The 25,763-nt window shown below is 41.2% G+C and carries 24 protein-coding genes and 1 pseudogene; 11 read left to right on the top strand and 14 right to left on the bottom strand.

What is annotated here, in order from left to right:
• Positions 1 to 411 precede the first annotated feature (411 nt).
• Complete coding sequence (locus tag ACMUMQ_RS07060; protein WP_414681298.1) at positions 412 to 1,404, top strand: NADP-dependent oxidoreductase; 993 nt, start codon at positions 412 to 414, stop codon at positions 1,402 to 1,404.
• A gap of 96 nt (positions 1,405 to 1,500) precedes the next feature.
• Here the strand turns inward: ACMUMQ_RS07060 and efp are convergent, their stop codons facing one another.
• Positions 1,501 to 2,076, bottom strand: a complete 576-nt coding sequence (efp, locus tag ACMUMQ_RS07055; RefSeq protein ID WP_414681297.1) for an elongation factor P — start codon at positions 2,074 to 2,076, stop codon at positions 1,501 to 1,503.
• Positions 2,077 to 2,234: 158 nt separating this feature from the next.
• Between efp and epmB the strand changes: the two genes are divergently transcribed.
• Positions 2,235 to 3,248, top strand: coding sequence for an EF-P beta-lysylation protein EpmB (gene epmB / locus ACMUMQ_RS07050; protein WP_414681296.1), 1,014 nt, complete (start codon positions 2,235 to 2,237; stop codon positions 3,246 to 3,248).
• A gap of 4 nt (positions 3,249 to 3,252) precedes the next feature.
• Here the strand turns inward: epmB and ACMUMQ_RS07045 are convergent, their stop codons facing one another.
• From ACMUMQ_RS07045 to ACMUMQ_RS07035, 3 genes are all read right to left on the bottom strand, one after another.
• A complete protein-coding gene (locus tag ACMUMQ_RS07045) occupies positions 3,253 to 4,575 on the bottom strand; it encodes a ribonuclease J (protein ID WP_414681295.1) in 1,323 nt (440 codons plus the stop codon).
• Positions 4,576 to 4,671: 96 nt separating this feature from the next.
• The gene (locus ACMUMQ_RS07040) at positions 4,672 to 6,441 is read right to left on the bottom strand and encodes a sensor domain-containing diguanylate cyclase (protein ID WP_414681294.1); all 1,770 of its coding nucleotides are present in this window, start codon (positions 6,439 to 6,441) and stop codon (positions 4,672 to 4,674) included.
• A 63-nt stretch (positions 6,442 to 6,504) separates the two neighbouring features.
• Entirely contained in the window at positions 6,505 to 6,870 is a 366-nt protein-coding gene (locus ACMUMQ_RS07035) for a DUF1304 domain-containing protein (protein WP_414681293.1), read from the bottom strand.
• A gap of 181 nt (positions 6,871 to 7,051) precedes the next feature.
• Here ACMUMQ_RS07035 and ACMUMQ_RS07030 point away from each other — a divergent pair, with 181 nt between their 5' ends.
• From ACMUMQ_RS07030 to ACMUMQ_RS07015, 4 genes and pseudogenes are all read left to right on the top strand, one after another.
• Positions 7,052 to 8,014: an aq_1923 C-terminal domain gene (locus ACMUMQ_RS07030; protein WP_414681292.1), complete on the top strand. Its 963-nt coding sequence runs from the start codon at positions 7,052 to 7,054 to the stop codon at positions 8,012 to 8,014.
• Positions 8,015 to 8,040: 26 nt separating this feature from the next.
• Entirely contained in the window at positions 8,041 to 8,517 is a 477-nt protein-coding gene (locus ACMUMQ_RS07025; RefSeq protein ID WP_414681291.1) for an NYN domain-containing protein, read from the top strand.
• A 239-nt stretch (positions 8,518 to 8,756) separates the two neighbouring features.
• Positions 8,757 to 9,077, top strand: a pseudogene (locus ACMUMQ_RS07020) (hypothetical protein); the annotation flags it as partial.
• A gap of 33 nt (positions 9,078 to 9,110) precedes the next feature.
• The gene (locus ACMUMQ_RS07015; protein ID WP_414681456.1) at positions 9,111 to 9,620 is read left to right on the top strand and encodes a GGDEF domain-containing protein; all 510 of its coding nucleotides are present in this window, start codon (positions 9,111 to 9,113) and stop codon (positions 9,618 to 9,620) included.
• Between the two features lie 22 nt (positions 9,621 to 9,642).
• On the opposite strand, the gene ACMUMQ_RS07010 is transcribed toward ACMUMQ_RS07015, so the two are convergent.
• On the bottom strand, positions 9,643 to 9,861 hold the full coding sequence (locus ACMUMQ_RS07010; protein ID WP_414681290.1) for a VF530 family protein: 219 nt from the start codon (positions 9,859 to 9,861) through the stop codon (positions 9,643 to 9,645).
• 164 nt (positions 9,862 to 10,025) lie between these two features.
• On the opposite strand from ACMUMQ_RS07010, the gene ACMUMQ_RS07005 reads away from it, so the two are divergent.
• Both ACMUMQ_RS07005 and ACMUMQ_RS07000 read left to right on the top strand, forming a co-directional pair.
• Positions 10,026 to 10,313 (top strand): HlyU family transcriptional regulator, encoded by a 288-nt coding sequence (locus ACMUMQ_RS07005; protein ID WP_317002697.1) that lies wholly within the window; start codon positions 10,026 to 10,028, stop codon positions 10,311 to 10,313.
• A gap of 89 nt (positions 10,314 to 10,402) precedes the next feature.
• Complete coding sequence (locus ACMUMQ_RS07000) at positions 10,403 to 11,401, top strand: alpha/beta hydrolase (protein ID WP_414681289.1); 999 nt, start codon at positions 10,403 to 10,405, stop codon at positions 11,399 to 11,401.
• 2 nt (positions 11,402 to 11,403) lie between these two features.
• Here ACMUMQ_RS07000 and ACMUMQ_RS06995 read toward each other — a convergent pair whose 3' ends face one another.
• On the bottom strand, positions 11,404 to 12,237 hold the full coding sequence (locus tag ACMUMQ_RS06995; protein ID WP_414681288.1) for an SDR family NAD(P)-dependent oxidoreductase: 834 nt from the start codon (positions 12,235 to 12,237) through the stop codon (positions 11,404 to 11,406).
• Between the two features lie 34 nt (positions 12,238 to 12,271).
• Positions 12,272 to 13,591 carry an MATE family efflux transporter gene (locus ACMUMQ_RS06990; protein ID WP_414681455.1) on the bottom strand — a complete coding sequence of 440 codons (1,320 nt, stop codon included), beginning with the start codon at positions 13,589 to 13,591 and terminating at the stop codon, positions 12,272 to 12,274.
• 12 nt (positions 13,592 to 13,603) lie between these two features.
• Here ACMUMQ_RS06990 and ACMUMQ_RS06985 point away from each other — a divergent pair, with 12 nt between their 5' ends.
• The 3 genes from ACMUMQ_RS06985 (at position 13,604) to ACMUMQ_RS06975 (ending at position 16,950) form a co-directional block, all read left to right on the top strand.
• Positions 13,604 to 14,743, top strand: a complete 1,140-nt coding sequence (locus ACMUMQ_RS06985; RefSeq protein WP_414681287.1) for a LysO family transporter — start codon at positions 13,604 to 13,606, stop codon at positions 14,741 to 14,743.
• A 526-nt stretch (positions 14,744 to 15,269) separates the two neighbouring features.
• Entirely contained in the window at positions 15,270 to 15,962 is a 693-nt protein-coding gene (locus ACMUMQ_RS06980; protein ID WP_414681286.1) for an FKBP-type peptidyl-prolyl cis-trans isomerase, read from the top strand.
• Positions 15,963 to 16,128: 166 nt separating this feature from the next.
• Positions 16,129 to 16,950, top strand: a complete 822-nt coding sequence (locus tag ACMUMQ_RS06975; RefSeq protein WP_414681285.1) for a hypothetical protein — start codon at positions 16,129 to 16,131, stop codon at positions 16,948 to 16,950.
• A 24-nt stretch (positions 16,951 to 16,974) separates the two neighbouring features.
• Here the strand turns inward: ACMUMQ_RS06975 and ACMUMQ_RS06970 are convergent, their stop codons facing one another.
• The 7 genes from ACMUMQ_RS06970 to ACMUMQ_RS06940 form a co-directional block, all read right to left on the bottom strand.
• A complete protein-coding gene (locus tag ACMUMQ_RS06970; protein ID WP_414681284.1) occupies positions 16,975 to 17,955 on the bottom strand; it encodes a glycosyltransferase family 2 protein in 981 nt (326 codons plus the stop codon).
• Positions 17,956 to 18,048: 93 nt separating this feature from the next.
• A complete protein-coding gene (locus tag ACMUMQ_RS06965; RefSeq protein WP_414681283.1) occupies positions 18,049 to 19,323 on the bottom strand; it encodes an O-antigen ligase family protein in 1,275 nt (424 codons plus the stop codon).
• 17 nt (positions 19,324 to 19,340) lie between these two features.
• Entirely contained in the window at positions 19,341 to 20,789 is a 1,449-nt protein-coding gene (locus tag ACMUMQ_RS06960) for a phosphomannomutase (RefSeq protein WP_414681282.1), read from the bottom strand.
• A 142-nt stretch (positions 20,790 to 20,931) separates the two neighbouring features.
• Positions 20,932 to 22,200 carry an exopolysaccharide biosynthesis polyprenyl glycosylphosphotransferase gene (locus tag ACMUMQ_RS06955; RefSeq protein ID WP_414681454.1) on the bottom strand — a complete coding sequence of 423 codons (1,269 nt, stop codon included), beginning with the start codon at positions 22,198 to 22,200 and terminating at the stop codon, positions 20,932 to 20,934.
• Between the two features lie 870 nt (positions 22,201 to 23,070).
• Positions 23,071 to 23,844, bottom strand: coding sequence for a glycosyltransferase family 2 protein (locus ACMUMQ_RS06950; RefSeq protein WP_414681281.1), 774 nt, complete (start codon positions 23,842 to 23,844; stop codon positions 23,071 to 23,073).
• A gap of 4 nt (positions 23,845 to 23,848) precedes the next feature.
• Complete coding sequence (locus tag ACMUMQ_RS06945) at positions 23,849 to 24,649, bottom strand: glycosyltransferase family 2 protein (protein WP_414681280.1); 801 nt, start codon at positions 24,647 to 24,649, stop codon at positions 23,849 to 23,851.
• Positions 24,650 to 24,657: 8 nt separating this feature from the next.
• Complete coding sequence (locus tag ACMUMQ_RS06940) at positions 24,658 to 25,752, bottom strand: polysaccharide pyruvyl transferase family protein (protein ID WP_414681279.1); 1,095 nt, start codon at positions 25,750 to 25,752, stop codon at positions 24,658 to 24,660.
• Positions 25,753 to 25,763 lie beyond the last annotated feature (11 nt).

Here is a 25,763-nt window from a genome sequence, read left to right as displayed (position 1 = left end):
TCTAAGCTTACTTCTTTCCGCTGTAGCATAAAATGATAGAAGCTCTTGCATGTAGTTATCTTAAGGTGAGGTTGAAGTGTTCTTGTAGATCTTTAAGGATGTTTAAGATCTGCGCTTGTATAGAGACGTCGAGTGCACAGGTGAGTTCAGCACAGAATTCATGATATCTATTGGTGCTATTAAGTTTTGTTCTGGTCTCTCGGTAAAAATACATGGTGTATACAAAGCAGATAAACACCCTCATAAGTGATTAAAAGTGTCTTTTATATCTTCTAGAGAAGATGTGAATAACCCAGCCTTATTTACCGCTTGTCTAGTCTGTATAATTCATATTTTCTCCTCAATAACGCCGCCAATCCGATAGAAAGAATACGTTAAAATGCCACCACATTTTTTATAGGAATTCAGGTTATGACTTATCGCCAAATCAAGCTTATTGCGCGCCCTGAAAAGGAAATCACAGCAGACATTTTTGAAATCACCACTCAAGAGATTCCAACGCCAAGCGAAGGCGAGTTTGTGGTTAAGCTGTCTCACCTTTCTCTCGATCCTGCTATGCGTGGTTGGATGAGCCCAGATACAGAAAGCTACATTCCACCCGTAGAGCTTGGTCATGTGATGCGTGCTAGCGGCATTGGCGAAGTGGTTGAATCCAAAAATGAAAGTTTCCCTGTTGGTAGCCGAGTAATGGGGCTGATGGGAATGACCGAATATGCTTTAACCGATGGCAAAGGTATTAATCTGATTCCAAAAGAGCTACCAGCCGAAGCGATTCTGTCTGTCATTGCCCTACCAGGCATCACCTCTTACCACGGTTTATTTGAAGTATTAAAACCAGAAGCGGGACAGACCATAGCTATCACAGCCGCCGCGGGCTCTGTTGGCTCCCTCGTTGGTCAAATGGCGAAAAATCTTGGTTTAACCGTTGTTGGTGTCGCAGGCTCTGAAGAGAAATGCCAGTGGCTAAAAGACGAATTAGGTTTTGATCACGCCCTCAATTACAAGGATGCAGACTTCGCAGAACAGCTTACTCAAGCCACACCAAAAGGCATTGATTTGTACTTTGAAAATACCGGCGGTGCTGCACAAACACCCATTTTCGAGCGTATGAACGCCCATGGTCGAATCGCAGTTTGTGGGTTAATTGCAGAATACCAAAAAGAAGTGCCAGACCTTGGCCCAAGCTGGTTAAACATCATCAAGAAGCGTTTAACCATTCAAGGCTTCACCATGCCAGATCATTTCCACCGTATTCCAGAATACGGTCAAGTACTTGGCGGCATGCTAATGAAAGGCGAATTGAAGTATCGTGCTCATGTTATTAAAGGATTGGAAAGCGCACCAAGCGGTTTAAATCTTTTATTCGACGGTAAAAATACAGGCAAATTAATTGTAGAGCTTTAAGACGATTAAACTCTGAAACGAATAGCAATAAAAAAGCCTTCGATAGTGTTCTATCGAAGGCTTTTCTTTGATTTGCTTCGGCTAAGAAGCCAAAAGTTACTTACCAGTCGCGCGGGAAACGTATTCGCCACTGCGTGTATCAATACGCAATACTTCACCGATGTTGATGAACAATGGCACACGAACCATGGCACCAGTCACCAAGTAAGCAGGCTTAGAACCGCCGTTTGCAGTATCACCTTTTACACCTGGATCCGTGTCTTTCACTTCAAGTTCAATGAAGTTTGGTGGAGTCACAGCAAGAGGAGCGCCGTTGTATAAAGTCACAACGTATTTTTCTTGCTCTTTCAGCCAATTTTTCGTGTCAGAAATGGCATTTTCGTCTGCTGCGTGTTGCTCGAAAGACCCATCAACCGCCATGAAGTGCCAGAATTCGCCGTCGGTGTACAAATACTCCATATCGGTTTCCATCACGTCAGCAGCTTCAAGAGATTCGCCTGATTTAAAAGTACGCTCCCAAACGCGGCCTGTTTTCAAGTTGCGCAATTTTAAACGGTTAAAGGCTTGGCCTTTGCCTGGTCTAACGTGTTCGTTTTCTAAAACAGAACATGGGTCGCCATCAACCATTACTTTCGCGCCAGTGCGCATATCGCTAGTAGAAATATTAGCCATAAATCCTCACGGTATAAATTTAGAGAAAAGGCTCCGACTGGCGTATCATGTCAGTCTAAAGGTCTTTTATAAGATCTTTAAAAGCCATCAGCCTACGAAAGGCCAAAAAAGTTGGCGCCATAATAACCCAAATCAACAACATTTTGCAGATATTTGACGTGATTCCCATTAAAACACAGAACACAACAAGCTGGCCCCAACACCTCACACAGGCAATCACCTCTCTGAATGACCTTATTGAAAGCCTTGGTTTGCCCAAAGAACTCATCACTCAAGGCCAAGACGCTCAACACAGCTTCAAACTTCTGGTGCCACGACCTTATTTATCTCGAATGGAATACGGCAATCCGAACGATCCTTTATTACGCCAAGTCATGCCAGACGCAGCAGAAATGCTGAAAGTAGCAGGCTACAACAAAGACCCATTAGAAGAAGCCGACCACAATCCGCAAAAAGCCATTGTGCATAAATACAAACGCCGCTTGCTGGTTATCACCACAGGAACTTGTGCGGTAAATTGCCGCTATTGCTTCCGCCGTCACTTTCCTTATGGCGACAACCAACTGGCTCAAGCCGAGTGGCAATCTGTCATTGATTATCTAATCGCACATCCGGAGGTCAACGAAGTAATCCTGAGTGGTGGCGATCCATTAATGATGAAAGACACCTTACTCGCCAATAAAGTACGTCAAATCGAGGCTTTGCCACAAATTAAACGCCTGCGTATTCACTCCCGTTTACCTGTGGTGATTCCTGCTCGTGTGTGTGATGACATGCTGGATTGGATAAAACAAAGCCGCCTAGACATCATTATGGTTTGGCACATAAATCACGCCAACGAGGTAGATGAAGAGCTTGCCCAAGCTGCATTCAAGCTGAAGCAAGCGGGCGTTACCTTGCTCAACCAAGGCGTATTATTGAAAGGCATTAACGATTCAGTAGAAGCACAAGTAAACTTAAGCGAAGCGGTATTTTCGGCAGGTATTCTGCCTTATTACATGTTCACGCTCGATCCCGTAGAAGGTGCAGCGCATTTTGATGTATCCATTGAAGAAGCGCAAAAATTAATGGGAAAAGTAGCCGCAGAATTACCCGGTTATTTGGTGCCTAAGCTCGCGAAAGAGATTCCGGGGCAAACATCAAAAACCGTGTTCGCACCGACCTTTTCATAAATCACTAACGCGATAGAGCAATACGACCGACCTTCACTTGCTCTCGAAGGATTTTTACACTGGGAGCAAGCTGATAAAGGTCGCCATTACGGCCTACTAACTGATTCGGCACATGACTCAATTTCGCGACATCGCCATTGGCAACAAGGTGCTTTGGCTCACCATGAACGGGAATCGCCAGCTGCGGCTGAACCCAAGTATAAAGCTGCTTAAGCTCTTCTCTGCATGGATGCCCGCTGACGTGAATGGGCAGCTCTGTATCTTGTTGCTGCAAGGTGCGAATTTTTTGGCCTTTGAATTGTTCCACCAAACGCATAATGGCGTCTTCGTTGCCAGGTATCATCATGGCGGAGAAAATCACCATGTCGTCCGCTTCCAACGTTAAGTCAAAACAGTTTCCTGCCGCAAGGCGATTCAAGGTCGCTCGAGGCTCCCCTTGGCTTCCAGTAACCACTGCAAGCACTTCTTCTCGCGGCAAATACCCAAGATGCGCCGCATCAATTAAAGGCAAATCATCGGGCCAATGTCCTGTCGCCTTGGCCGCACCCACCATGTTGGTTAAAGAGCGGCCAATCAGCGCCAAATAGCGCCCTGTTTCTTGAGCCACGCGACCAAGCGCCACCAGCCGAGCCACGTTGCTGCTAAAACAACCGACAACAACACGGTTTTTCTCTGTCGAGATGGTTTTTAATAAGGCTTCATAGCAGTCCGTTTCTGAAACCGAATGGCCTTCTTGTAAGGCATTTGTGGAATCACACACCATGGCAAGCATGTTTTCTTTCGCAAGTGCTTTGAAATTTGCAGGAGAAAAGCCTTCGCCAATAATAGGCTTCTTATCAATTTTCCAATCCCCTGTGTGGAAAATTCGCCCTGCTGGCGTATCAATGGTCATGGCAAAAGGTTCTGGAACAGAATGGGTCAAGGCGAGCCAAGTGACGTTAAACACGCCGATTCTTTGGCTCTCATTTTCTTTCACCACAATGACAGGAACGTCGTCTGCTAAACCCACTTGAATCAGCTTGCGACGTAACACTTCGGCAGTAAAAGCCGTGGTGTAAACAGGACATTTGAAACGACGCCAAAGAAAAGGCAAAGCACCCACATGATCTTCATGGGCGTGAGTAATAACAATGCCCGCAAGCCGCTCTTTTTGTTGGGTAATAAAAGTAGGATCGGCACAAACCACTTCCGCAGTATGAAGGTCATCGGCCTTTAAAGGCTCATTAAAAGAAACGCCGCAATCTATCATCAACCATTGGCCATCATGGCCATACAGGTTCATATTCATACCGATTTCGCCCGTGCCACCCAATGGCAAAAACCACAAATCGTCTTGTCCTGGTATTAATGATGAAATAATTAACTCCTTTTAACGTTTAAAAGCATTTTGATCTTGAGGTAATTTATCCGGCTTTTGAGACACTTAGCTAACAATTTGGTTCCGGCCACCATTTTTAGCTTGATACAATTTCTCATCCGCTTTATTTATCAAATCTTCAATCTGTATGCTGTCACTACTCTCATGATGCGCAACCCCAAAACTCATTGTGATACGCTCTTTTCCAGCCAACTCTGTATTTTTTAACTCTTGTCGAATTCCATTGAGCCTTTCTAAAACATGATCTAACGACATATTGGAAAACACTAGAACAAATTCTTCACCGCCATATCGAGCAACAATATCAATCCCAGTTCGGGAGTACAGATTTAAACTCTCAGCCACCTTGATCAGGACTTTATCTCCTTCTCCGTGCCCATATTTGTCATTGAATACTTTAAAATGATCGATGTCACACAAGACCAGTGTCACATTGTGTTTTTGCTCGCCGTCGACTCCCACGACTCTAATAAAATCTTGTTTAAGACCGCGGCGATTATAAATGTTTGTTAGCTCATCTTTGACAGATGTTTCAAGCAAGTTTTCATTCTCGCCTTGAAGCAAAAGCGTTCTTTCTGCCACTTTGGCTTCGAGATTATGCATCACATCACTAAGATCATCCGCCATCTCTTTTAACCCTTGGTTCAGAGCGTTTATCTCTTTGACCTTGCTAATCGATTCAGGTAAAGCTTGGATGTTTTCAAGACGTTTCTTACTCGTTGCGGCACTCAATAATTGAATCGGTTTACCAATATACCAAGCAATTAAAGCACCTAACAAACTGATAAAAATAAACAAGCCGAGCGTAATCAAAATAGAGCTGCGATTATAATCACTTAGAAGGTTTTCATGGTAAGCACTCGGAATTAATACGCCCAATAACCAGGTTTCACCGTACTCAAAACTGACAGGATGCACATGATACAAATAGTCACGCCCATCTAGAGAAAGGCGATAGGCACCGTCCTTTAAATACTCACTCGCCAAACGAAACAAACCATTCTGATGCTCAAGCAGGTTAACTCGTTTTGGTTTGCCATTTTGAGTTGAGAATAGCTCCGTATCAGTCGATGTTGCGATCATGTCGCCGTTTTGCTCGACAAGAAAAAGATAGCCGTCATCTACAATCTCTAATGACTTCAAATAGTTATCCAGCTCGTTTAACGCAACACTGGTCGCGGTTACGGCTAACAAGGTGTCATTGTTGTCATAAATGGCCGCAGAAAGAGTCGCCCCCAATGCTTCGTACCCATAATAACGCTCTATCTTTCCCCAAACAGGCGTTTTTGAACCGACAGCGCTTTGGTAAAAAGGTCGAACTCTCGGGTCGTATGTAAACTCAGCGTCTTGTTGTCTTTTACTGCCAATGCCGACAGTAGGGTCGTAATTGAACCCTTCCATTGTGAGAGGTTTATGAACAAAATTTGTTGCGAGGTGATGGCTGCGATTCTCAACGGGTGTTTGTACAGAGGTAAGATAACGACCATCGGATGTGGCAACTGAAATAAAGGTCATTTGTCGGTAAGGCATTCCCTGCTCATGAAAGCGTATTGCTGCTTTCGACAAATCATTCAGTTCATTCGGACGCGCTAAAAAAGCTTGTTGATTCACTTCAACAATGCGTAGTAACGGAGCCATAAAGCTACGAATACGCTCTTGAACTCGACTTTCCACTTCATGGATATATTGCAAACCCACTTTGTTGGCGATGTTGGACATGGTTGTCGTCGCAACAAAATACATAGTAATACCAGTGATTAAAGCCAGCGCAAAAAATGGCACTATGATTAATCGACGTAATGAAACAGACCTCACGGCCACTCCTTAGAAAAACAGTTAGCGCAGAAAATATAACAACAAACCTTACTTGCTCTCTAATCACCCCAGAGTCAACACACTCAAAAGTGCTAAAGCGGCCGGCAAGCCTTGAACCAAAATAATGGATTTCTTCACGGTCAGACTGCCATAAATCGCCGCGACAACAACGCAGGACAAGAAGAAAACTTGCAGCTGCATGGCAAAGGCTTCGTTACCATGCATTAAACCAAACACCAAACCCGCCGCCAAAAAGCCATTATAAAGTCCTTGATTTGCCGCCATGGCTTTTGTTTGTTCAGCCAAAGCTGGATCAATACCAAATACTTTTAAGGTTCTTGGCTTAGTCCACATAAACATTTCCAATACCAAAATATAAAAATGCTCGACAGCGACTAAGGCAACTAGAATAAAAGTGAGTGTGTGCATGTTTTGGATGAGTCCATCAAAAGTGAGGAGAATTGATTATTTATAACATAGACAGGGTGCGGCCACACTTTATCCCTCTAAGTTTCTTTTATCCTTCAACTTTTCATTGCATCCCCAATACAAGGCACTTAACCTAACTCACCATAGATTTCTCTCATCTTTTTAGTTATGGATTAATGCATTGAGCCGTTTTATAGCAAACATTAAAGACAAAAAAGTCGGTATTCTTGTGTCACTTTTTGTGGTTTTCAGCTTAACTGTTTTAGGTCTCTACGCCATCAAATATTTTGGCACACAATACACGGAAGAAGCCCTTAAAAAGCAACTCGACGATGCTGGCTTAACGCCTTTTGTTCATTATCAAACCGTGCACTTTAACCCTTTTACACTGACGCCATCTATCGAAGAAGTGAGCTTTGGCTTCGAAAACTCGCCTTGGTTGCAGTTCAGCCGAATTTCCCTAAACAGTTACCCATTAACCTACCCTGATTTAGATGTGGATTTCTGGATAAAAAACAGCCCAGCAGAAAGCCTTTCCTACGACACAAGGCGTCTAATGAAAATCGCTGGCATCACCACATTGCTAGGCAAAGGCTCTTTATCTTCTACAATCAATGAGGATCAAGTAACTTCCCAATTCAAGCTCGATATCAAAGACTTGGGCATATTATCGACTTCTAGTCATATTCGTTTATTGAACAACGAGCTATCCATGCACGAGATACGTACAGACTTGCTTGCGTCTATCGCCATGGGACAGCCTTTAGGGCTCTTCTTCATTCATGGTGAGGCTTTGGAAATTAACGATTTAGACATTCGCTATCAGGATTCAGGGCTTGTTACTCGGCTGATTCCTGATACACCCAAAAGTCAGCAGGAAGAAAATCAACTGGCTAGCTTACTGAAGTTTCTAAGCCAAAGCCTAGGCGTCGCAAAAGCGAACTCAGTAGAAGCAGATGAAATTACCAACACCCTAGTCGATTTTTTGAAACCTTCTCAAGATCCATCATTAAACACTCAAGCGAGCAAAAAACAGCTACGCTTACAAATGTCGCCCTCCAAGCCGCTCAGTTTGCAAGAACTGGCGCTAATGGCTCATGAAACGCGCTTATATAAAGACAGCAATATGCGGTTAACCCACTAACGTCACAATTGACCATCAGGATTGCAATGGAAAACGTCACCATTTTAGTAGACGTACAAAACGTCTATTACACAACAAGGGACACTTTCAAACGTCCTTTTGATTACAACGCTTTCTGGAAGCAAGCCACAGAAGGTCGAAACGTGGTGAAAGCCATCGCCTACGCCATAGACAGAGGTGATGAGAAGCAACGACAATTTCAAAACATCCTGCGAGCCATTGGCTTTGAAGTGAAATTAAAACCTTTTATTCAGCGTTCCGATGGCTCTGCCAAAGGCGATTGGGATGTTGGCATTGCGATTGATGGCATCGAATACGGCAAAGACAGCGACGTACTGGTGTTGGCTTCCGGGGATGGGGATTTTGCTTTGCTGGCGGATACGCTTAGGGAAAAATACCAAACCAAGGTAGAAGTTTACGGCGTGGAAGCTTTAACGGCACAAAGTCTCATTCACTCTGCCGATCACTTCATTCCAGTTTGTAACAAATTGTTGCTCGCATAAGCTTTATTGAATACAAATGATTACAATATGGCATTGCAATTCTTTTCATAGCGTTGAATTTACATGCAAAGCATTCAAACTGACATACAATTCGTTAAAACCAAAGCTGTATTGCACAGACGCCTTAGCCTAATTACTGGGCTAATCGTGCTGGCGTTCAGTCTTATAAATCTCTATCTTCAACAGTTTGATATCGCTTTCCTAGAAGCCGTTCTCGAGCGCTAAATGTTTACTTTTTTTGGTCTGCAAAACGCACTGGTACAGTTAACGCTCGTCGTATCAATTTTCTACTGTTTTCCATTTCAGCGGTCATTTTTTACACCTTCAGCATGGTGGACTTAAGAACAGGCATCAGTTATTGGTTGCTTATTCTGCCTCCTCTTTACTGCATTTTCTTAGGTCCCAAAAAAAGCCTGATTTACTCTGTTCTGGTACTGATTCCAACACTGTATTTGATCATCACTAAAAGTGACACAGAGCAAATGTTCGCTTATCGCTCTGCCTTGAATTTCACTGGCGCTTATTTTTTAGCTTATTCAGTCTGCTTTTTATACGAGAACCAATACATTAAAAACAGCCAAATACTCCATCACATGGCTTATAAAGACCCGCTCACAGAAGCAAAGAATCGTCATGCCTTAGAAATTTTCTTCGAGGAATTTAATTCTTCGAAAGATAACAATGCCAAAACAACCCAGCTTTTAATTTTGGATGTGGACTACTTCAAAAAGATCAACGACCAGTTTGGTCACGAAGTGGGCGACCTCATCTTAGTAGAATTTTCTAGCCTTTTAAGAAAGCACGTTGGCAAAGACAACGCTTACCGGATTGGAGGAGAGGAGTTCTTAGTCACTTTACAAAACACCTCTCCATTAGACGCCTGCGAGTTTGCAGAAAACCTTCGTGAAAGCATTGAAAAACATGAGTTTAAAGTCGCGGACAACACCATCACGTTAACTGTGAGCATTGGTATATCTGAGTTAAAAAGAGGAATGGAATTCAACGCTTTCTTACGAAACGCAGACCAAAACCTCTACCTTGCTAAGAACCAAGGCCGAAACATCGTTCGTCATGATGGCGGCCCTTGCCCTGAAATGAGCTAACACTCAACTTTTTACAAGGTCATCAAAAGAAGGTTTCTAAGAACAAGCTCTCGACTTTATCTCTCGCCCAAGGAGTTTTACGCAAAAACTTCAAACTGGATTTGATAGAAGGGTCACTTTTAAAGCAATTAATGTTGATGTGCACAGCCAACTCTTCCCAACCGTAATGATCAATCAACTCTATCAATATCTGCTCTAACGTAATGCCATGCAACGGATTATTGGCTTGTGTTTCATTCATTTCTAATCTGCCCTATTCATTAATTCATACTAAGCTGAAGTATACAGCAAGCAGGAATAAACTCACTGACTCTGCAATATACTCACATTGATATTTGACTAATGACGCCGTTCCCAGAAGAATAGCTTCAAACAGAGTATTTATTCATTATTAGGAGCACAACAATGGGAATCTTATCAGGCTTAAAAAGTTTATTTGCCGGAGGCGAAAGCGCACCAGAGCCGACCGAAGAAGCTATTGAATACAAAGGTTTTATGATCACCCCAGCACCAATCAAAGACGCAGGCCAACTGAGAGTCGCAGCAACCATTACCAAAGGCGAAGGTGAGGAACAACAAGTGCACAACTTCATTCGTTCAGACCTCATTCCAAGCCGTGACGAATGCATCGAAGTGACATTACGCAAAGCCAAAATGACTATCGATCAACTTGGCGACAACATCTTTGGTTAAATACAAATTAGAAAAATAAGAAGGTCATTATGAGCGCACCAATAGGACAACTTTGGTTAAATACAAATTAGAAAAATAAGAAGGTCATTATGAGCGCACCAATAGGACAACATTGGACACAAGTCAGCCAAGGTGAAGACTTATTGGGCGCAGACTTCATATCCCGCACTTTCGCCTTTCCTGGGCCGAAAACGCAAGTACACACAACATTGGTTCATCATATCGGCCGACCAAGAACCGCCAAAGCCATTCTTTATGTTCATGGATACACAGATTACTTTTTTCAAAAAGGCTTAGCAGAACACTTTATCAAGCTTGGTTATCGCTTTTACGCCGTGGATTTACAGGGTTACGGTCGCTCGATTCGTCCATCTACGCCACCAAATTGGTGTGATTCCATCGAACAATACGGGCAAGATTTAGACATAGCGCTCGCGACAATGCGACAAGATGGCGTGAAAGAAGTGGTCATCATGGCACATTCAACAGGCGGGCTTATTGCGTCATCTTATCTTGCGCAACCCTACGCACTTCCAGAAAGAGAAAGCCATTACAACAGAGCTTTTCCAGAAGTCACAGGACTCATACTCAATAGCCCATTTCTAGCTCTGCCATTCCCACCAGCTCTGCTTAACCGAATCAGCTGGCCAATACGCGCTTTGGTATCGATATTTCCTTTTGCCTTTCTACGAGCCAAGAAAATCACCACTTACGCTAAAACATTGCACACACGGTTTGGCGGAGAGTGGGATTATCGATTAGATTGGAAACCCGCGGAAGGTTTTAATTTATCCTTCCATTGGCTAAAAGAAATTATCCGTGCGCAACATAATCTCGCGACACAGAAAATAGACATTCCTACCCTGCTTTGTCGTTCGGAAATCAGCACAATTGGCAAAGAAACGGTAAAAGAAACTCAACAAGGGGATGGCGTATTAGACATAGACAGCATGGAGCAAGCCGCCGAAAAAACCTTTTCGAACCTAGACAAAGCCATCATTCCAAAAGGCTTCCACGACCTTTATCTGTCTCATCAAGAAGCGCGCGAAGCCTATTTGTCAGCCATCTCTAAATGGCTTAAACGCTGATATCAAGCACCTTGACGGCGCATCACCCAATCCAACAAACAAGTTGGTAGAACTCGTCTCATTAAGACAGCGCCGTAAGTAGGTAAGGTCACATAATAACGCGCTCTTGGTCGTGGCGACTCCAACGCATGAATTAACTTGTTCACTACCGCACTCGCTGGCAATGTTTGAGACGACGTTGCCCCTTCCTTACTTAAACGGGCAATTGCCTCTTCATAGCCTTTCTTATGACGGCTGTTTTCCATATCAATATTTTCTTTGAGTGCCACCAAAGCATTGGCACGAAAACGGCTCTCAATCGGGCCTGGCTCAATCAAACTCACTTTAATCGGTGTATCTGAAAGCTCCAATCGCAAGGTATCTGTCAAACCTTCTAAAGCAAACTTACTGGCGTTATAGGCACCACGGAACGGCGCAGCCACCAAGCCCAATACAGAACTGTTGTTCACAATACGTCCATAACCTTGCGCCAACATCAGCTTCAATACTTTTGTCGTGAGTTCATGCGTGCCGAAAAAGTTACTTTCAAACTGAGTTCGTAGCGCCTCTACTGGTAAATCTTCCACGGCACCGGGCTGCCCATAAGCGCCGTTGTTAAACAAAGCAAACAACTTGCCCTGAGTAATCGCCAAGGTATCTTCTAAGCCTTGCTGAATAGAAGCTGAATCCGCCAAATCCAATTGGACAACGTGTTTAATACCTTGCTCTTTTAGTGCTTCCACATCTTCCTTTTTTCGGCAGCTGGCCACTACTAAGAAATTGCGCTCTTGCAACATCTTCGCGGCTTCCAAACCTATCCCAGAAGAACACCCAGTAATTAGAACGGCGTATTGCATGCTTGTCTCCTATTCCACTTTCACTCGTACTTTATTAAGCCACTTCTCTTGGCGACCCAATGCGTTTGCCTTTGTAACGTTTCAACACTATACGGAAACGCAAGACGAGGATAGTCGCCAACAAACACAAACCAGCACCCAAGCCAATATAAAAGCCGCGAACAGACAAGGTCTCAGACCAAGGGCTGTAATGAGATAACCAGTAACCGAATGGCATACTCAAGCCAAACAAAGACACGCCAAAAGCAATCATAGAAGAACGCGTATCACGAAAACCACGCAAAGCCCCAGTGAAAACCGCTTGTAGCATATCTGGGAATTGATAAAAGGCTGAGATCACCAAAATGCCCGCCGCCAAAGCCACAACCTCTTCATTACTACTGTAGATATAAGGAATATGGTTGTGGAAAAGCTGAGTCACCACAAAACAAGTCGTCACGTAAGTTAGGCCAAGTCCGACGATGACACGAACCCGTTTGATAACACCTTCGACGCCTTCTTTAGACATGGCTTTCGCCACCACAATCGCCGTCACCGCACTCATCGCCATCAAAGGTGTGAACAAGAAAGACGTATAGGACATGACAATTTGTCCGCCGCCTAGAGCCAAATCACCAAAGGAAGAAATCAACCAAGTCATTGAAGAGAAAAGCCCAACTTCAAAGGCAAAAGCAAAACCCGCTGGCGCACCAACGTTTAACAAGATCGAGAATTTACGCGTGTAACGCCACACTAATCGAGTGAATAACGGCGTTTTATTAATAAAACGGTCGTACACAAAAAAGATGCTTACAGCCAGATACAAAGACAACAAAGATGCTACCGCCGCGCCTTCTGCGCCCATTGCTGGAAAGCCAAATTTACCGAAAATAAGCACGTAGTTAAAAAGAACATTCAGCACTAAACCCGTGCTCGCAACAAACAAAGGAAAGCCTGGGCGACCCGCGGCTTCAAATAGATTTTTATAGGACGTCATCAGCGCCAACATAGGCAAAGCAGGCGCGAAGATATATAAATAATTCACCGACACTCGACGAGTTTCTTCCTCTGTCGCCATCATGCCAGCAAAATATGGCAACACAAAAACCACCAACAAACTTGCCAACACACCCAAGCCGACAGACAAACCTACAGCTTGAGACATATACAAATTTACCAACTTAGGCTGACGACCGTGCAAGTGACGCGTCACCAAAGGCGTAATCCCAAACGTCACCCCAATCAAAAAGCACCCTACTGGCAACCAAAGACTCGACGCCAATCCAACCGCTGCCAAATGCAATGCTCTGTAATGCCCCAGCATGATGGTATCTACTACACTGATCGACAACTCTAAGGTCATCGTGAGTACCATAGGAAACAATAAATGGAGAACTTCTTTCAAAACAGGAAAACGCTTAACCACACAACACCGCCGACTATCCATAGAACACAAAAAAACAGCCGAGCAATTTACCACCTATCACCCAACAATGCACAGAAAACCACCAAGGCCAAAACACACTCACTCACATCATTGTATTTACTGGAAATTCTCGCGACAATAACGCGCCCTAAAAACTCAATTATGGACGATCTTTATTACATGACTATTCTCGCGACACTCGGCCCATTACTTATCTCATTACTTTTCGGTTATTGGGTGAATATAAAGGTATTTTCTCCCGCTCGAGTGGCGAAATGGCTAGAGCAGTTGGTGTACCTTATTTTGGGTTTAATCGGCTTCAGCCTTGGTGCGCTCGACAACCTTGCAGAAAAACTACTGGTTGCTGGATACCAAGCTGTTGTGTTCTTTGTGCTCGTTAGTGCGATCAGTTTATTCGGGCTTTATTTGAGTGGAATGCGTTTCGGTGGTACACATGCAGAGCATTTATCACAGAACCCAGAGGGCAAACAAAGCCATGCTTTAATGGATGCCGCGAAATCCATTGCTTGGGTCGTTGTCGGGATTATTGTGGGATTTTTCACCAAAGATTGGGTGTCCGGCATCGATGAAATGGTGACCTTTTTACTCTACTTCTTATTGTTCTTGATTGGCTGCCAGCTAAGACAAGGCAACTATCGCCTACGCAAACTCTTCTTAAACTCTCAAGGCGTTATTATTGCGCTGATCACCATCATCACGACCTTATTCGCTGGTTGGTTAGGTAGCTTAGTATTAGGCCTCAGTTGGCACCAAGGGCTTGCGGTTGTCTCTGGGTTTGGTTGGTACAGTCTATCGGGCATTTTAATCACCGGACTTGGCGATCCCGTACTTGGCACCACCGCCTTCTTGCTTGACCTCAGCCGCGAAATCCTTGCTCTGATGCTTATCCCGTTTCTTGCTCGATTAAACAGCCACATGTCCGTGGGATACTCTGGCGCCACGGCAATGGACTTCACCTTGCCTATGCTAGGGAAATTTCACGGTGCGCAAATCGTCCCTGTTTGCATCGCCAGCGGATTCATCATGAGCATACTCTGCCCAATCTTGATTCCGCTTTTTATTGGCATCAACCCAAACTAAGCAATCACAACCAACAATGGACAACTACGTAGGTCGAAATTTATTTCGACAAGGTCGATGTACATGTCGGAGATGTACAGAGTTCAACAACAAAAGAAAGCGTCAAAAATTCGTAAAGATCGAATTGTAAAGAAACGACCTTTAGCAAACACCGTCATGCTTGTGTAAAAGCGATTGTCTCCCATAAGAACTGCAGATTAACCTCATTGCATGCTTTGTCCTTTGCGGGGCCGCTTGAAAATGGAAGAAAGATCTTTTGGAACTCAAACAAAGTGTGCAGGTGAAGGGGTCGCTTTGGTAAAAACGCTCAAACATAAAATTGGCATAAAACACCTAGCTTATGTTAGAACAGATACCAACGGATCTGGCTCCGCGAAGCACAAAGCGTATTAATATCTGAATTTATATGTTTCTAATTTTTTTCCGCTTGATAAAATGCCGAATCGAAACGCTATGCGAACTGAACTCTGTCTAAGTGCTTAGATCACTCAGTGATAACTTTCAAAATAATCATGGAACACTTTTTATGAAAAAATCTCTTATTGCAGCGCTGGTTATGTCTTCAGCGTCTTTTTCCTACGCAGCTGACACGGTCACTCTGGATTCAAAAGAACAGCGTCTTGGTTACAGCATAGGCACAATGTTTGGTTCACGTATGTCACAAGACTTCTCGGAACTGGATATGGAAACTTTCATGGCGGGCTTTAAAGATGCATTTGCTGGTGAAGAAGGCCAAATGACACTGGATGAAGTTCAACAAACTATCCAAGCCTACCAGCAAGAACAAGCAGAACTTGCTCAGCTTGAGCAAGAAAAACAAGCCGCTGAAGCAAAATCCGCAAGCGAAGCTTGGCTGAAAGAAAAAGAAGCTGAAGAAGGCGTGATGAAAACGGAATCTGGCTTGTTGTATAAAGTCATCACCGAAGGCTCTGGCGAGAAACCAGCGGCAACAGACACAGTAGAAGTAGACTATGAAGGCAGCCTAATTGACGGTACTGTATTTGATAGTTCATACCAGCGTGGCGAATCCATCACCTTCCCACTAAACGGCGTTATCCCTGGCTGGACTGAAGGCCTACAACTTATGCCTGTTGGTTCTAAGTACGAACTGTACATTCCAACAGACCTAGCCTACGGCCCTGGCGGCACAGGTCCAATTCCTCCATACGCTGCACTTAAATTTGTAGTGGAATTACACAGCATTCAAGCTGCAGAGTAATCTTCTTTCTCTGTCGCTATACTGACGAGAAAAACGAAAAGCTGTTTCAGTGTTTCTGAAACAGCTTTTTTATTCCCATCAAGCTCACAATAGAAAGCTATTGAAGAAAGCAAGCGACTAAAGGAGAATAACGGCTAACTCAGAACTTGCTAGAAAAGGGAAAGACGTGAAACTTAAAGAATACATACCCTCATTCATAAACATCATCAAACTAAGAAGTCTCCCTCTAGAAAAGCTGAAATCAACAAATGCTCCTACACTACCAGTGATTGTGACTTTAACCTCCATCCCTTCCCGTTTGCATATTATTGACATTACGATTCGCAGTATTTTAAGCCAACCTCAGAAGCCGCAAAAAATTGTACTTTGGCTGCATGAGGAGCTGCAAAACCAGCTTCCCAAAAAGCTAACTGATCTTGTAGGTGAGATATTTGAAATACGCTTTCAAAAAGAGCTTACTTGCTCACATAGAAAACTGATTTACTCTCTAAAAGAGTTTCTAGATACAGCTCTTATCACTTGCGACGACGACCTAATTTACCGCCCAGAATGGCTTGCTTCACTTTACAACGACCACCAAACCTACCCAAACAGTGTCATTGCAAATGAATGTAGAATGATTACATATGATGAAAGTGGAGAGTTATTACCATACAAACAATGGACATATCTAAAAACACCAGGTGTTGTCGATAAAAAATTACTTCCTATTGGATATGGTGGTGTTTTATACCCTAAAAATGCTTTACATGAAGATGCAACCAATCCTGACCTTTTTTTAAAACTAGCACCAAAGGCAGACGACTTGTGGTTCAAAATGATGTCTCTGTTAAAAGGAACAGAGGTAAGACGGTCATCACATCCGTGTCAAAAACCTATTCCAATTGCGGGCTCACAAGCGATATCTTTAAAGAAAACAAATATTAGAGAGGATAAAAATAGACTACAGTGGTTGGCACTTTGCGAATATTACGACATAAAGCCCTAAATAGACGATAACCAAACGCATAGATCATTTAATTGAGCTACGCGCTTTCTTTTGTGCTAATAAAAATGATATATAGCGGTAGATAGAAGTAGTAGATACTTTATCTTGGAGAATTAGCTTATTTAAAGAGATTCCCCATTCTACACGAGTGCTCTCAACTACCTCCAAAACTGAGAGCAAAGCATCAGCTTTTAAAGATCGTATTTCTTTAGCTATTTGAGTAAGGGATCGAACCTTAAGCTCTTGATAAGCTTTTTTCTGTTGCCTAGTAACAACAAAAGCACCTACGGCCGTAATACACTTCAACCAACTCAGATAAGCGCCTGTTTCATATTTACGACCTGTCGCACCACTGTTATGAATACGATATTGATACACTACATCAGGAATTAATACTAAACGGCTCGCTTTGCTAAATACCTCCGCACAAAATAACAAGTCTTGTGCCATACGATATCCAGGTGTAAAACGAATACCTTTAAAACTTGATGTACGAAAAATTTTCCCCCAAGGATGACCGCGTAGCTTTTCATGTTTAAGCAGTACAGTAAAACATTCACCCTCAATATACTCTTCTTTCTCCTTTACTGAATAGTTAACTAAACATGGTGATTGAGTCGTTTTGAAGGAGGTATTATTTCCTTTGACAATATCAGCACCTGATTCTTCTATTGTATTATAAAGTGTTTCTAAAGCTGCTGCTGGAACAATGTCATCAGGGTCAACAAAGATAAAGTATTTACCTTGTACTTGCTCTAAACCTGAATTTCGAGCGACTGAGCTACCGCCATTTTCAGCATGTTCAATAAGCGTAATGTTGTCATACTTCTTCACGTATTCACGACAAATAGACAAACTATTATCTGGAGACTTATCTTCAACTAAAATAATCTGTAAAGAGCCTTGAAAAGATTGAGAGAGAAGAGAGTCTAAGCAATGTGAAATATATTGCTCAACATTATAAACAGGTAAAACTAAAGATACATCATAAGTTTCTACTACCATAAAGCTTTATACTCTATTACTTGTTTTTTTAACAGATTTTACAACGGAAAAGATCATACCTAAAAAACTACACCAAAGCCTTTTAAATATAGTTCATACAGCCCTTCTTTTCAGCGTTAGAAAGTTATCTTTTTCTTCATTTTTTATTGCAGCCCAGAATATCGTAATTGAAAAAAAGTACATCATGACCCCAATATCATGCGAAAATATAACTTCAGTAAAACCAAAATCAATATAAGACATTGGCACTACAGCACCAGCAAGAGCATAAGATTTAATATTCCAATTATTGCCCTTTCTTATTTTTTTCATAAATAACTTCAAAGGAATAAAATACAAAGCCAGTAGAAAAACCAACCCAACCAGACCTCTTTTAGATATAGTATCAAGCACCTCATTATGAGCATGAAAAAAACGTACAGAACTTTGGCTTATATATCCTGAGTCAGCTAAATCCTGTTTTATATTCCTTATTTGACTCTCGCCAACACCTAAAATAGGGGAGTCTAGGAACATATAAACAGCAGACTTCCACATATCAAAGCGCATACCTACAGAAGTTACTTTATTCGTTTCTTGTACGTAGTTTGAAACATTACTTACTGCCGCCTCTACTCGATTTTTTATGCCTGTTTGTGGTGTAAAAAAAGCAATCGAGACCATCATTAAAAATGTTATAAAAGCTAAGACTAGTCGCTTTCTCCCTAGCAACTCTCTGCTTTCCCATAATAGAAAAGCAATAATAAAAGGGATGGCGACCCACCCCCCCCTAGAACCTGAGAGTATTGAGCTAGCTACACCAGAAAAACCGCCGACTAAAAATAAAACGGTAAGTAGTGTTTTTTTACAGCTGTAATAATAAATGGCCCCGACAAAGCTTAAGAAGCCTAATAGCATGCTAATATCACCAAACATTATCGGATTTTCTGCCCCTCTGGCTCTGGGAAAACCCAATATAGTTCTTTCATAGAGTGCTACTAAAAAAGCTGATATAGAACCGATAAAAATACCATACCAAAGCACCTCTTTATAGCCTGAAGCACGTAATAATAAGACAACAACAGGCAACACCACAATTATGAGAGAAAATCTATCAACCATTTTATGAATAAATATACCTGAATGGTACCAGTCAATTAAAATGGAGAAAAAAATACTAATAAGAAATATCAGAAACAAATAAAATAGAACTTTGTCATCATAATCTAAATTTTTCCAACAGCTTTTCAAAAAAAAGAGTGAGATAGATGACAGAAACAACAACCATGCCCCTATATGATAGCCATCTGGAAAACTAATTGATAAGGCAAATATTAAACCAGCACAAAACCATACAAATTGACCTATTTTTCTCTCAAAAAACTTCATGAACTATATTACTCATCTTAATAATTTCTCAGAACTTTTCGCAACATATCATCGGTTCCATTTTCTGAAGAAACCTCCACATAACACCTCAGCTCTGGTGCATTCCCTGAAGGTCTTAAGTGGACAATATCGCCGCTGTTTAGCGTCATACGTAATCCGTCGGTTTCATCCATAGAAACCACTTCCAGCACTTCACCTTCTTCTGCTATCACAGACAATAACTCAGCTTGTTTCGTTTTGCTGTTTCTTAGCTCGGCAATAAGCTGCTTGCTGGTTTGCGTTGGAATATTTTGAATGCGGTCGCTTGCGGTATAACGAGCAGGGTAATCGCTTGTTAATTCACTGATTGGGCAGTGTTTCTCATGGGCCATCGCTAGCAAGATCAAAGCTGGCAGAACAGAGTCACGAGTTGGCAAGGCGTGAAGTGTTTGGCCATTTACCTCGAAATCCGAACCGACCAAAAAACCACCATTGGCTTCGTAACCTACAAGGCGTGCATCAGGTGTTTGCTTTAATAAGGTTTCCATTCCAGCAATCACATAAGGCGAGCCAATTTTGGTTCGTAATGTTTTACGTTCCAGCCCCTGTAATTTGCCCCTTAATTCAAGAACGGTATTCACATTCACTGGCGCGGCAACGTGGCTGGCTTTTAAATAATCCGCACACAACACGCCAAGAATATCACCACGTAACCATTCGCCTTTTTCATTGGCGATCAATGGACGATCACCATCGCCATCGGTAGAAATAATGGCATCCAATTGATGCTCTTGAGACCAAGCCAGACCTTTAGCAACGTCTTCTGGCGACACGGCTTCAGTATCAATGGGAACAAAAGTGTCCGTACGCTCTAGTGACACCACTTGCGCACCAAAATGCGCTAACAGTCGCTTAATCACATCACGAGCCACACTGGAATGCTCATACACACCAACTTTTTTGCCAGCCAGCATGTCGCTTAGGAATAAGGCTTTATAACGATCTTCAAAGGTCGTCATGGCATCGGTATTAACACTTGGAAGCAAGGTATCAGGAGACGCATCTGGCAAGGTGACAAAACCGTCCATAATAGCCGCTTCATCTGCTTTGCTGATTTCACCGTCTGGGCGGTAAAACTTAATGCCATTACGATCAAAAGGAATATGACTGCCTGTAATCATCACGGCAGGCATTTGATGTTGCATGGCATAAAAAGCCAAAGCAGGCGTAGGAATCACACCACAATAAACCGCTTCTGCGCCACTTTTCTCAATGGCAGCAATGCAGGCTTTTGCAATGTCAGGACTGCTAGGACGCAAATCCAAACCAACCGCAACTCGTTTAGAGCCAGAGCAAACACCCTGCAAAAAAGACGCAACAAAGGCAAAGCACAATTCTGGCGTGAGATCCTTCACCAAGCCACGAACACCGCTGGTGCCAAACGCCACACCCAATTCTTCACTCAATACTTTTACTTGCTTATTCATCAACGACCAACGCCTATAACAGTCTAAAAAACGAACAATATCGTCTTTTCTAGGTATACATAATAAACAGAACTCTCTGTTAATGACGCTATGTTTTTATCAATATAGTCAATTTGGTGTTAGGCTATATCATAGCCTTCTTTTACAGCCCTTTTCGCCTCAACACAACCGAAACAGTTCTAATTAAGGTTTCAACTTCCAACCAAATACTCCAATATTTGATGTAATAAAGATCATACATTAGCTTTTGACGGGCATCCTCTATATTACCGCCATAAGGATACAGAACTTGAGCCCAACCTGAAATTCCAGGACGAACTAAATGACGCTCATGATAATAAGGAATTCCATGCTCATACTCTTCTACTAAAATATTCCATTCAGTTCGAGGACCGAATAGATGCATATCGCCAACAAAGACATTCCACAGTTGCGGCAACTCATCTATTCTAGTTCGACGCATAACATTACCAAATGGGAAAATACGAGGATCTTTTTCTTGTGTATAAGGATTAAATTCTGAGTTTTCATGCATACTGCGAAATTTAATAGCCTGAAACTCTTTTCCTTGTAATCCAACCCTAGCTTGTTTGAAGAAAACGCGCCCTGGAGATTGTTTTTTTATCTTATAGACAGAAAACAACATCACTGGCCACACTAATGAAACTAGCCCTAAACAAACAGAAATGTCGACAACACGCTTAATCATATAACTTAATCGATTATAAGCTTGAATTCGACCCAAGTAGCTCAGCTCCACGGATTCATAAGGGATATAACATTTTCGTAAAAAGCTTTCCATAAAGCTATGAAGAGTAAGGATATTAACCCCTTTGAGATCTAAACGTGTCAATACTTTAATTAATTTAGGCTCTGCACTTTTATCTAAATTAATCACTAAAAAGTCTGGAGATAATGTCTCAATCCTTTCATTTATAACAGTTCTATTGAACTCAATTATTGTATGTAGACGAATGTTATGCTTTTCCAGGTATGCAAACTCAAATTCGTTAAAAGAATAACCATTGCCCAACACAAGCACTTCTGTACGACCATGAGAAGTTGAACGGCTCTTTCTATTGATGACAAACTTTAATAAAAATACAAAGGAAGGAGTAATAACAACCCACATAAGAATCACAGATCGCGCAAAGCTAAAAATAGAATAATCAAGATAAGCCGCAAAAGACAAAACAAGAATACTAGATAACCAGGCCTTAAAGGTGATTTCAAGCTTCTTAGCTATCGAACGCTCAAGGTAACGACTATAGCCACCTAAAAGCTGAGTAGACAATAAAAGAAATATTCCAGATAAAACGCCAAGCCAAATATAAGACGCCTTCCATGACTGGTCACTCAAGAAAAGCTGCACACATAACAAAGTTAGCAATGGCAAGCAAAAATCAACCACTCGATAAGCCCACAGAACTCGTTTTGATTGATATCGAGGAATCTCGTTTTCTATCACAATAATTTTACCACTTAAGCCAATAAAAATGAGTTATGACCCTACCATTAAAAAATCACACAGGACTTCCATATTAAAGAATGATCTCCTGAATTCAAGTCCGAAGTGTGGCACCTTTCATTTCAAGTAGCCAAACACATCGGCTTAAAGATAACAGCTGGTTGCTTAAACCCTAAAACTTCCTTAGATGATTGTTTATTCGCCCCCCAAATAAGTTACATGAATGAGAAAAATACACTTTCGTCTCTAATACCACCGGTATCTCAGTGTATAGGCAAACTCTCGGCCATTACATGATCTTTAAGCTACATGGCTGCTTAAGCCACCTCTGACTGACTTTAAGCCCACTTTTCTTTATCAAGTCTTCTCAGTAGCGCTTTCTTTCTTGCCTTAAATGGAGATAAAAGCAAAAATGCCACAGTTTTTGAGTACGTTAAAGATCTACTCGGGAGTTCAGTCGATTTCAATTAGAACCTAGATAAAATCAATCGTTTTTGATGATATGCGATATTTAGATCGTCTGGCTGAACAAATCCTTTGAGTTGGGTCTGGACAATATGCTGCTAGCTATTTTCCTCCTTAACTCACGATAAATCGCCGTCATACTAGCAATTCAGTACTCTTGCAATATTTGTTACTGATATTTCTTGCCCTAAAAAGAGCGAACATCTGGTATGCCTTCGGTCAACTGCTGATAATTCATGTTGGTACTGCTTAGTTTTGTGGTGAGAAGAGGCGTACCAACTGCAGCAGTTGACTTCTTCTACACCTGATTAGCAGTGTCGCACTTGCCATCTAAGTTTACAGGTATATTTATTTTAACATACCTATAAGTCGAGCTATTTTAGGAAATTTGGTTCTCATCAAACCATTGATTGCATAATGCAAAAAATAGTAACTAGCTTTAAATAAGTTTAGTCCTTCAACATCTCGGTACAAGCGCCATGTATATTTTGCTGCATTTATTTTATTCGAGGATATTGAATCAGAGTGCACACGATATTGTGCAAGACTTTCACTAATGCCATGGGCGTAATTTATTTTCTTTAGCAAGCAAAGCCATAAACCTAAATCTTGCCTCTTACGAGTTAATGGCATATACACTTTACCGAAATAATCAGTATCATAAATAACTGTCAAGCAACCAATCGAACACTTCTTCAATAAATCAGAGTAGCAAACTCTATCAGGAATTCCTACTTCTCCAATTACCTGACCATATTCGTTAATTCTTTGATAAGCAGTATAAGTGAAAGGATAGCGCTGCTCTTTCATAAATGCTATCTGCTTTTCTAACTTATCTGGCAGCCAAAGGTCATCACTATCTAAAAAAGCAATATAACGACCTTGAGCAGCCTCAATTCCTTTATTACGAGCAACTGCTGCACCCGAATTATTAAACAACCTAATCAATTTGATTCTTAGGTCTTTTTCTACAAAAGACTGAATCACTTTGACAGAATCATCTAAAGAGAAATCATCTATAACAATCAACTCCCAATCATCAATATTTTGAGAAAGCACAGACTCAATCGAAGATGATATGTAACTGGATGAGTTATGTGATGGAGTTATTATAGAAATCAATATATCACCTTCTTTTCTTGAAAATTTTTCCCAAATGAAAAATTGAAGCTACAATCCTACTAACAATGAATAAAAAATCTTCTCCTTTAAGAATCATTTTCCCATAAATAACTAAAAGATAAACAACCCGCTTAATTTCATAAAAACAAACAACTTTTTCACGAGAGGCTGATTTTTCTCGTTGATAAACATAATAGCAAGCAGACTTATCTGTTTTCTTTATCCCTCTAACTTTACCGCTAATCTCAGCCATGAATAAAGAATCTTCACCAACTTTTAGTTTAGTATCAAACCTATGCGACCCAATAATTTCTTTAGGAATAAGCTTTGCCCAAGGAGATGAAAAAAACTTCCTAGATTTAAAAAGCGATGTTTCATAATCATTTAAATTGGAAAAACTTTTTCCTATATAGTTTTCAGTATAGTCATCAATGGAGTCCTTAAAGTTAAGAACATTAGTCACTGCTATATAATTAGAAGAAACATTATCCAAAAGCTGTTCAAGATAATTTGAAGTTATTACATCATCATCATCTATAAACGCTATATATTTTCCACTAGAAACATCTAGTAACTTATTTCTCGCCTTAGAAACACCAACTTCTTCCACATATATATATTCATAAATAAATGTATATTTCTCCAAAAGATCAATTAGAAATTTTTCGTAACCCTCTTTAGGGCCATTAAGAGCAATATAAACCTTATATTTTTCTTTAGAAAGGGTTTGATTTTCTAAAGAATAAAAGCAACGATCAAGATACCAAGAAGGCTTATAGCTAGGAATAATTACAGATACTTCCACTACACCTCCTACTGGTTAATAAACAGAACTGAGTCTCTTCTTAATTTAGAAATTTTATCTTCTACAATTGAATAATCAATTTTTTTATCAATCACACCTTCGATACAACTTTCATTTAACATTAACCGTGAACTCAAACCAACATCACCAAGCAAATCTGAAAAACGTGACAGACCTCTTTTTTCATTTCCAATTACAATAAATTGCTTTTTGAAAAGAATAGAAAAAACCATCCCATGAAAAGAGTCAGTGATAACAAACTCTGCATTTTTAATATTCCACAACCATTCTTCTACGCCATAAAACTTACCATTTTCTTTATTGGATAGGTTTACTTGTTTAAAATAGCTTTTAAAAGAATCCTCCAAGCTTATTTTAACTGAAGTGATTATATCCTGTTTTTCATCATTCCAATCTAAGATATAGGTAACAATCGTCCTGGAACAACTAGATATGTTAGATCCATCAAAAAACCGGTCATAGAACTCAGCACCAATTAGCATGGTAGGATCCAGTACGTTCACCGCATCAGAGACACCAAATAAATCCTTACATAAAACAACACCACTCTTTTCTCGCGTTGAGATTGCATCAAAACTATGCAATAAACTGGAAACCTTTGCTACATGTTCAGGAGCTTCCCATTCATCCTTACCAAATGAAGCTGCATAAGCAATCTTTTTAACAGATTTATTCGTATCAAAATCCAAAAAGAAAACATTATGGTGACCATCACCGATATACTGATAACGCCAAACCTGATCACTTCCCACGATGACAGAATCAAAGCTTTCACCCTCCACCAATTCCTGCAAGTCTTGAACTGTCACGATTTCCCGTGATTTCCTAGGAAGATTTTTTTCAAGAAAAGGCTTAAGTTGCTTTGTTTTTAAATAATCTTGTCGTTTATTCTTTATATTCTGAAAGGGTACACATTCAAGAAGCTGTATTACTAATCTAGAAAAAAATGAATTTTCAAACCGTTTTTTATCAATAAGTACTACTTCATGCCCTTGATTTTCAAGATAGGAACAAAGAGCCGTTGCCTGTAAAATACCGCCATAATTATTTTTAGGTGTTAATGTTAATACGCCTATTTTCATAAGAAAACCTA

Origin of the sequence: Marinomonas algae (genome assembly GCF_047525555.1) — a bacterium.
GTDB lineage: Bacteria > Pseudomonadota > Gammaproteobacteria > Pseudomonadales > Marinomonadaceae > Marinomonas.
This window is presented reverse-complemented; position numbering and strand designations above follow the sequence as displayed.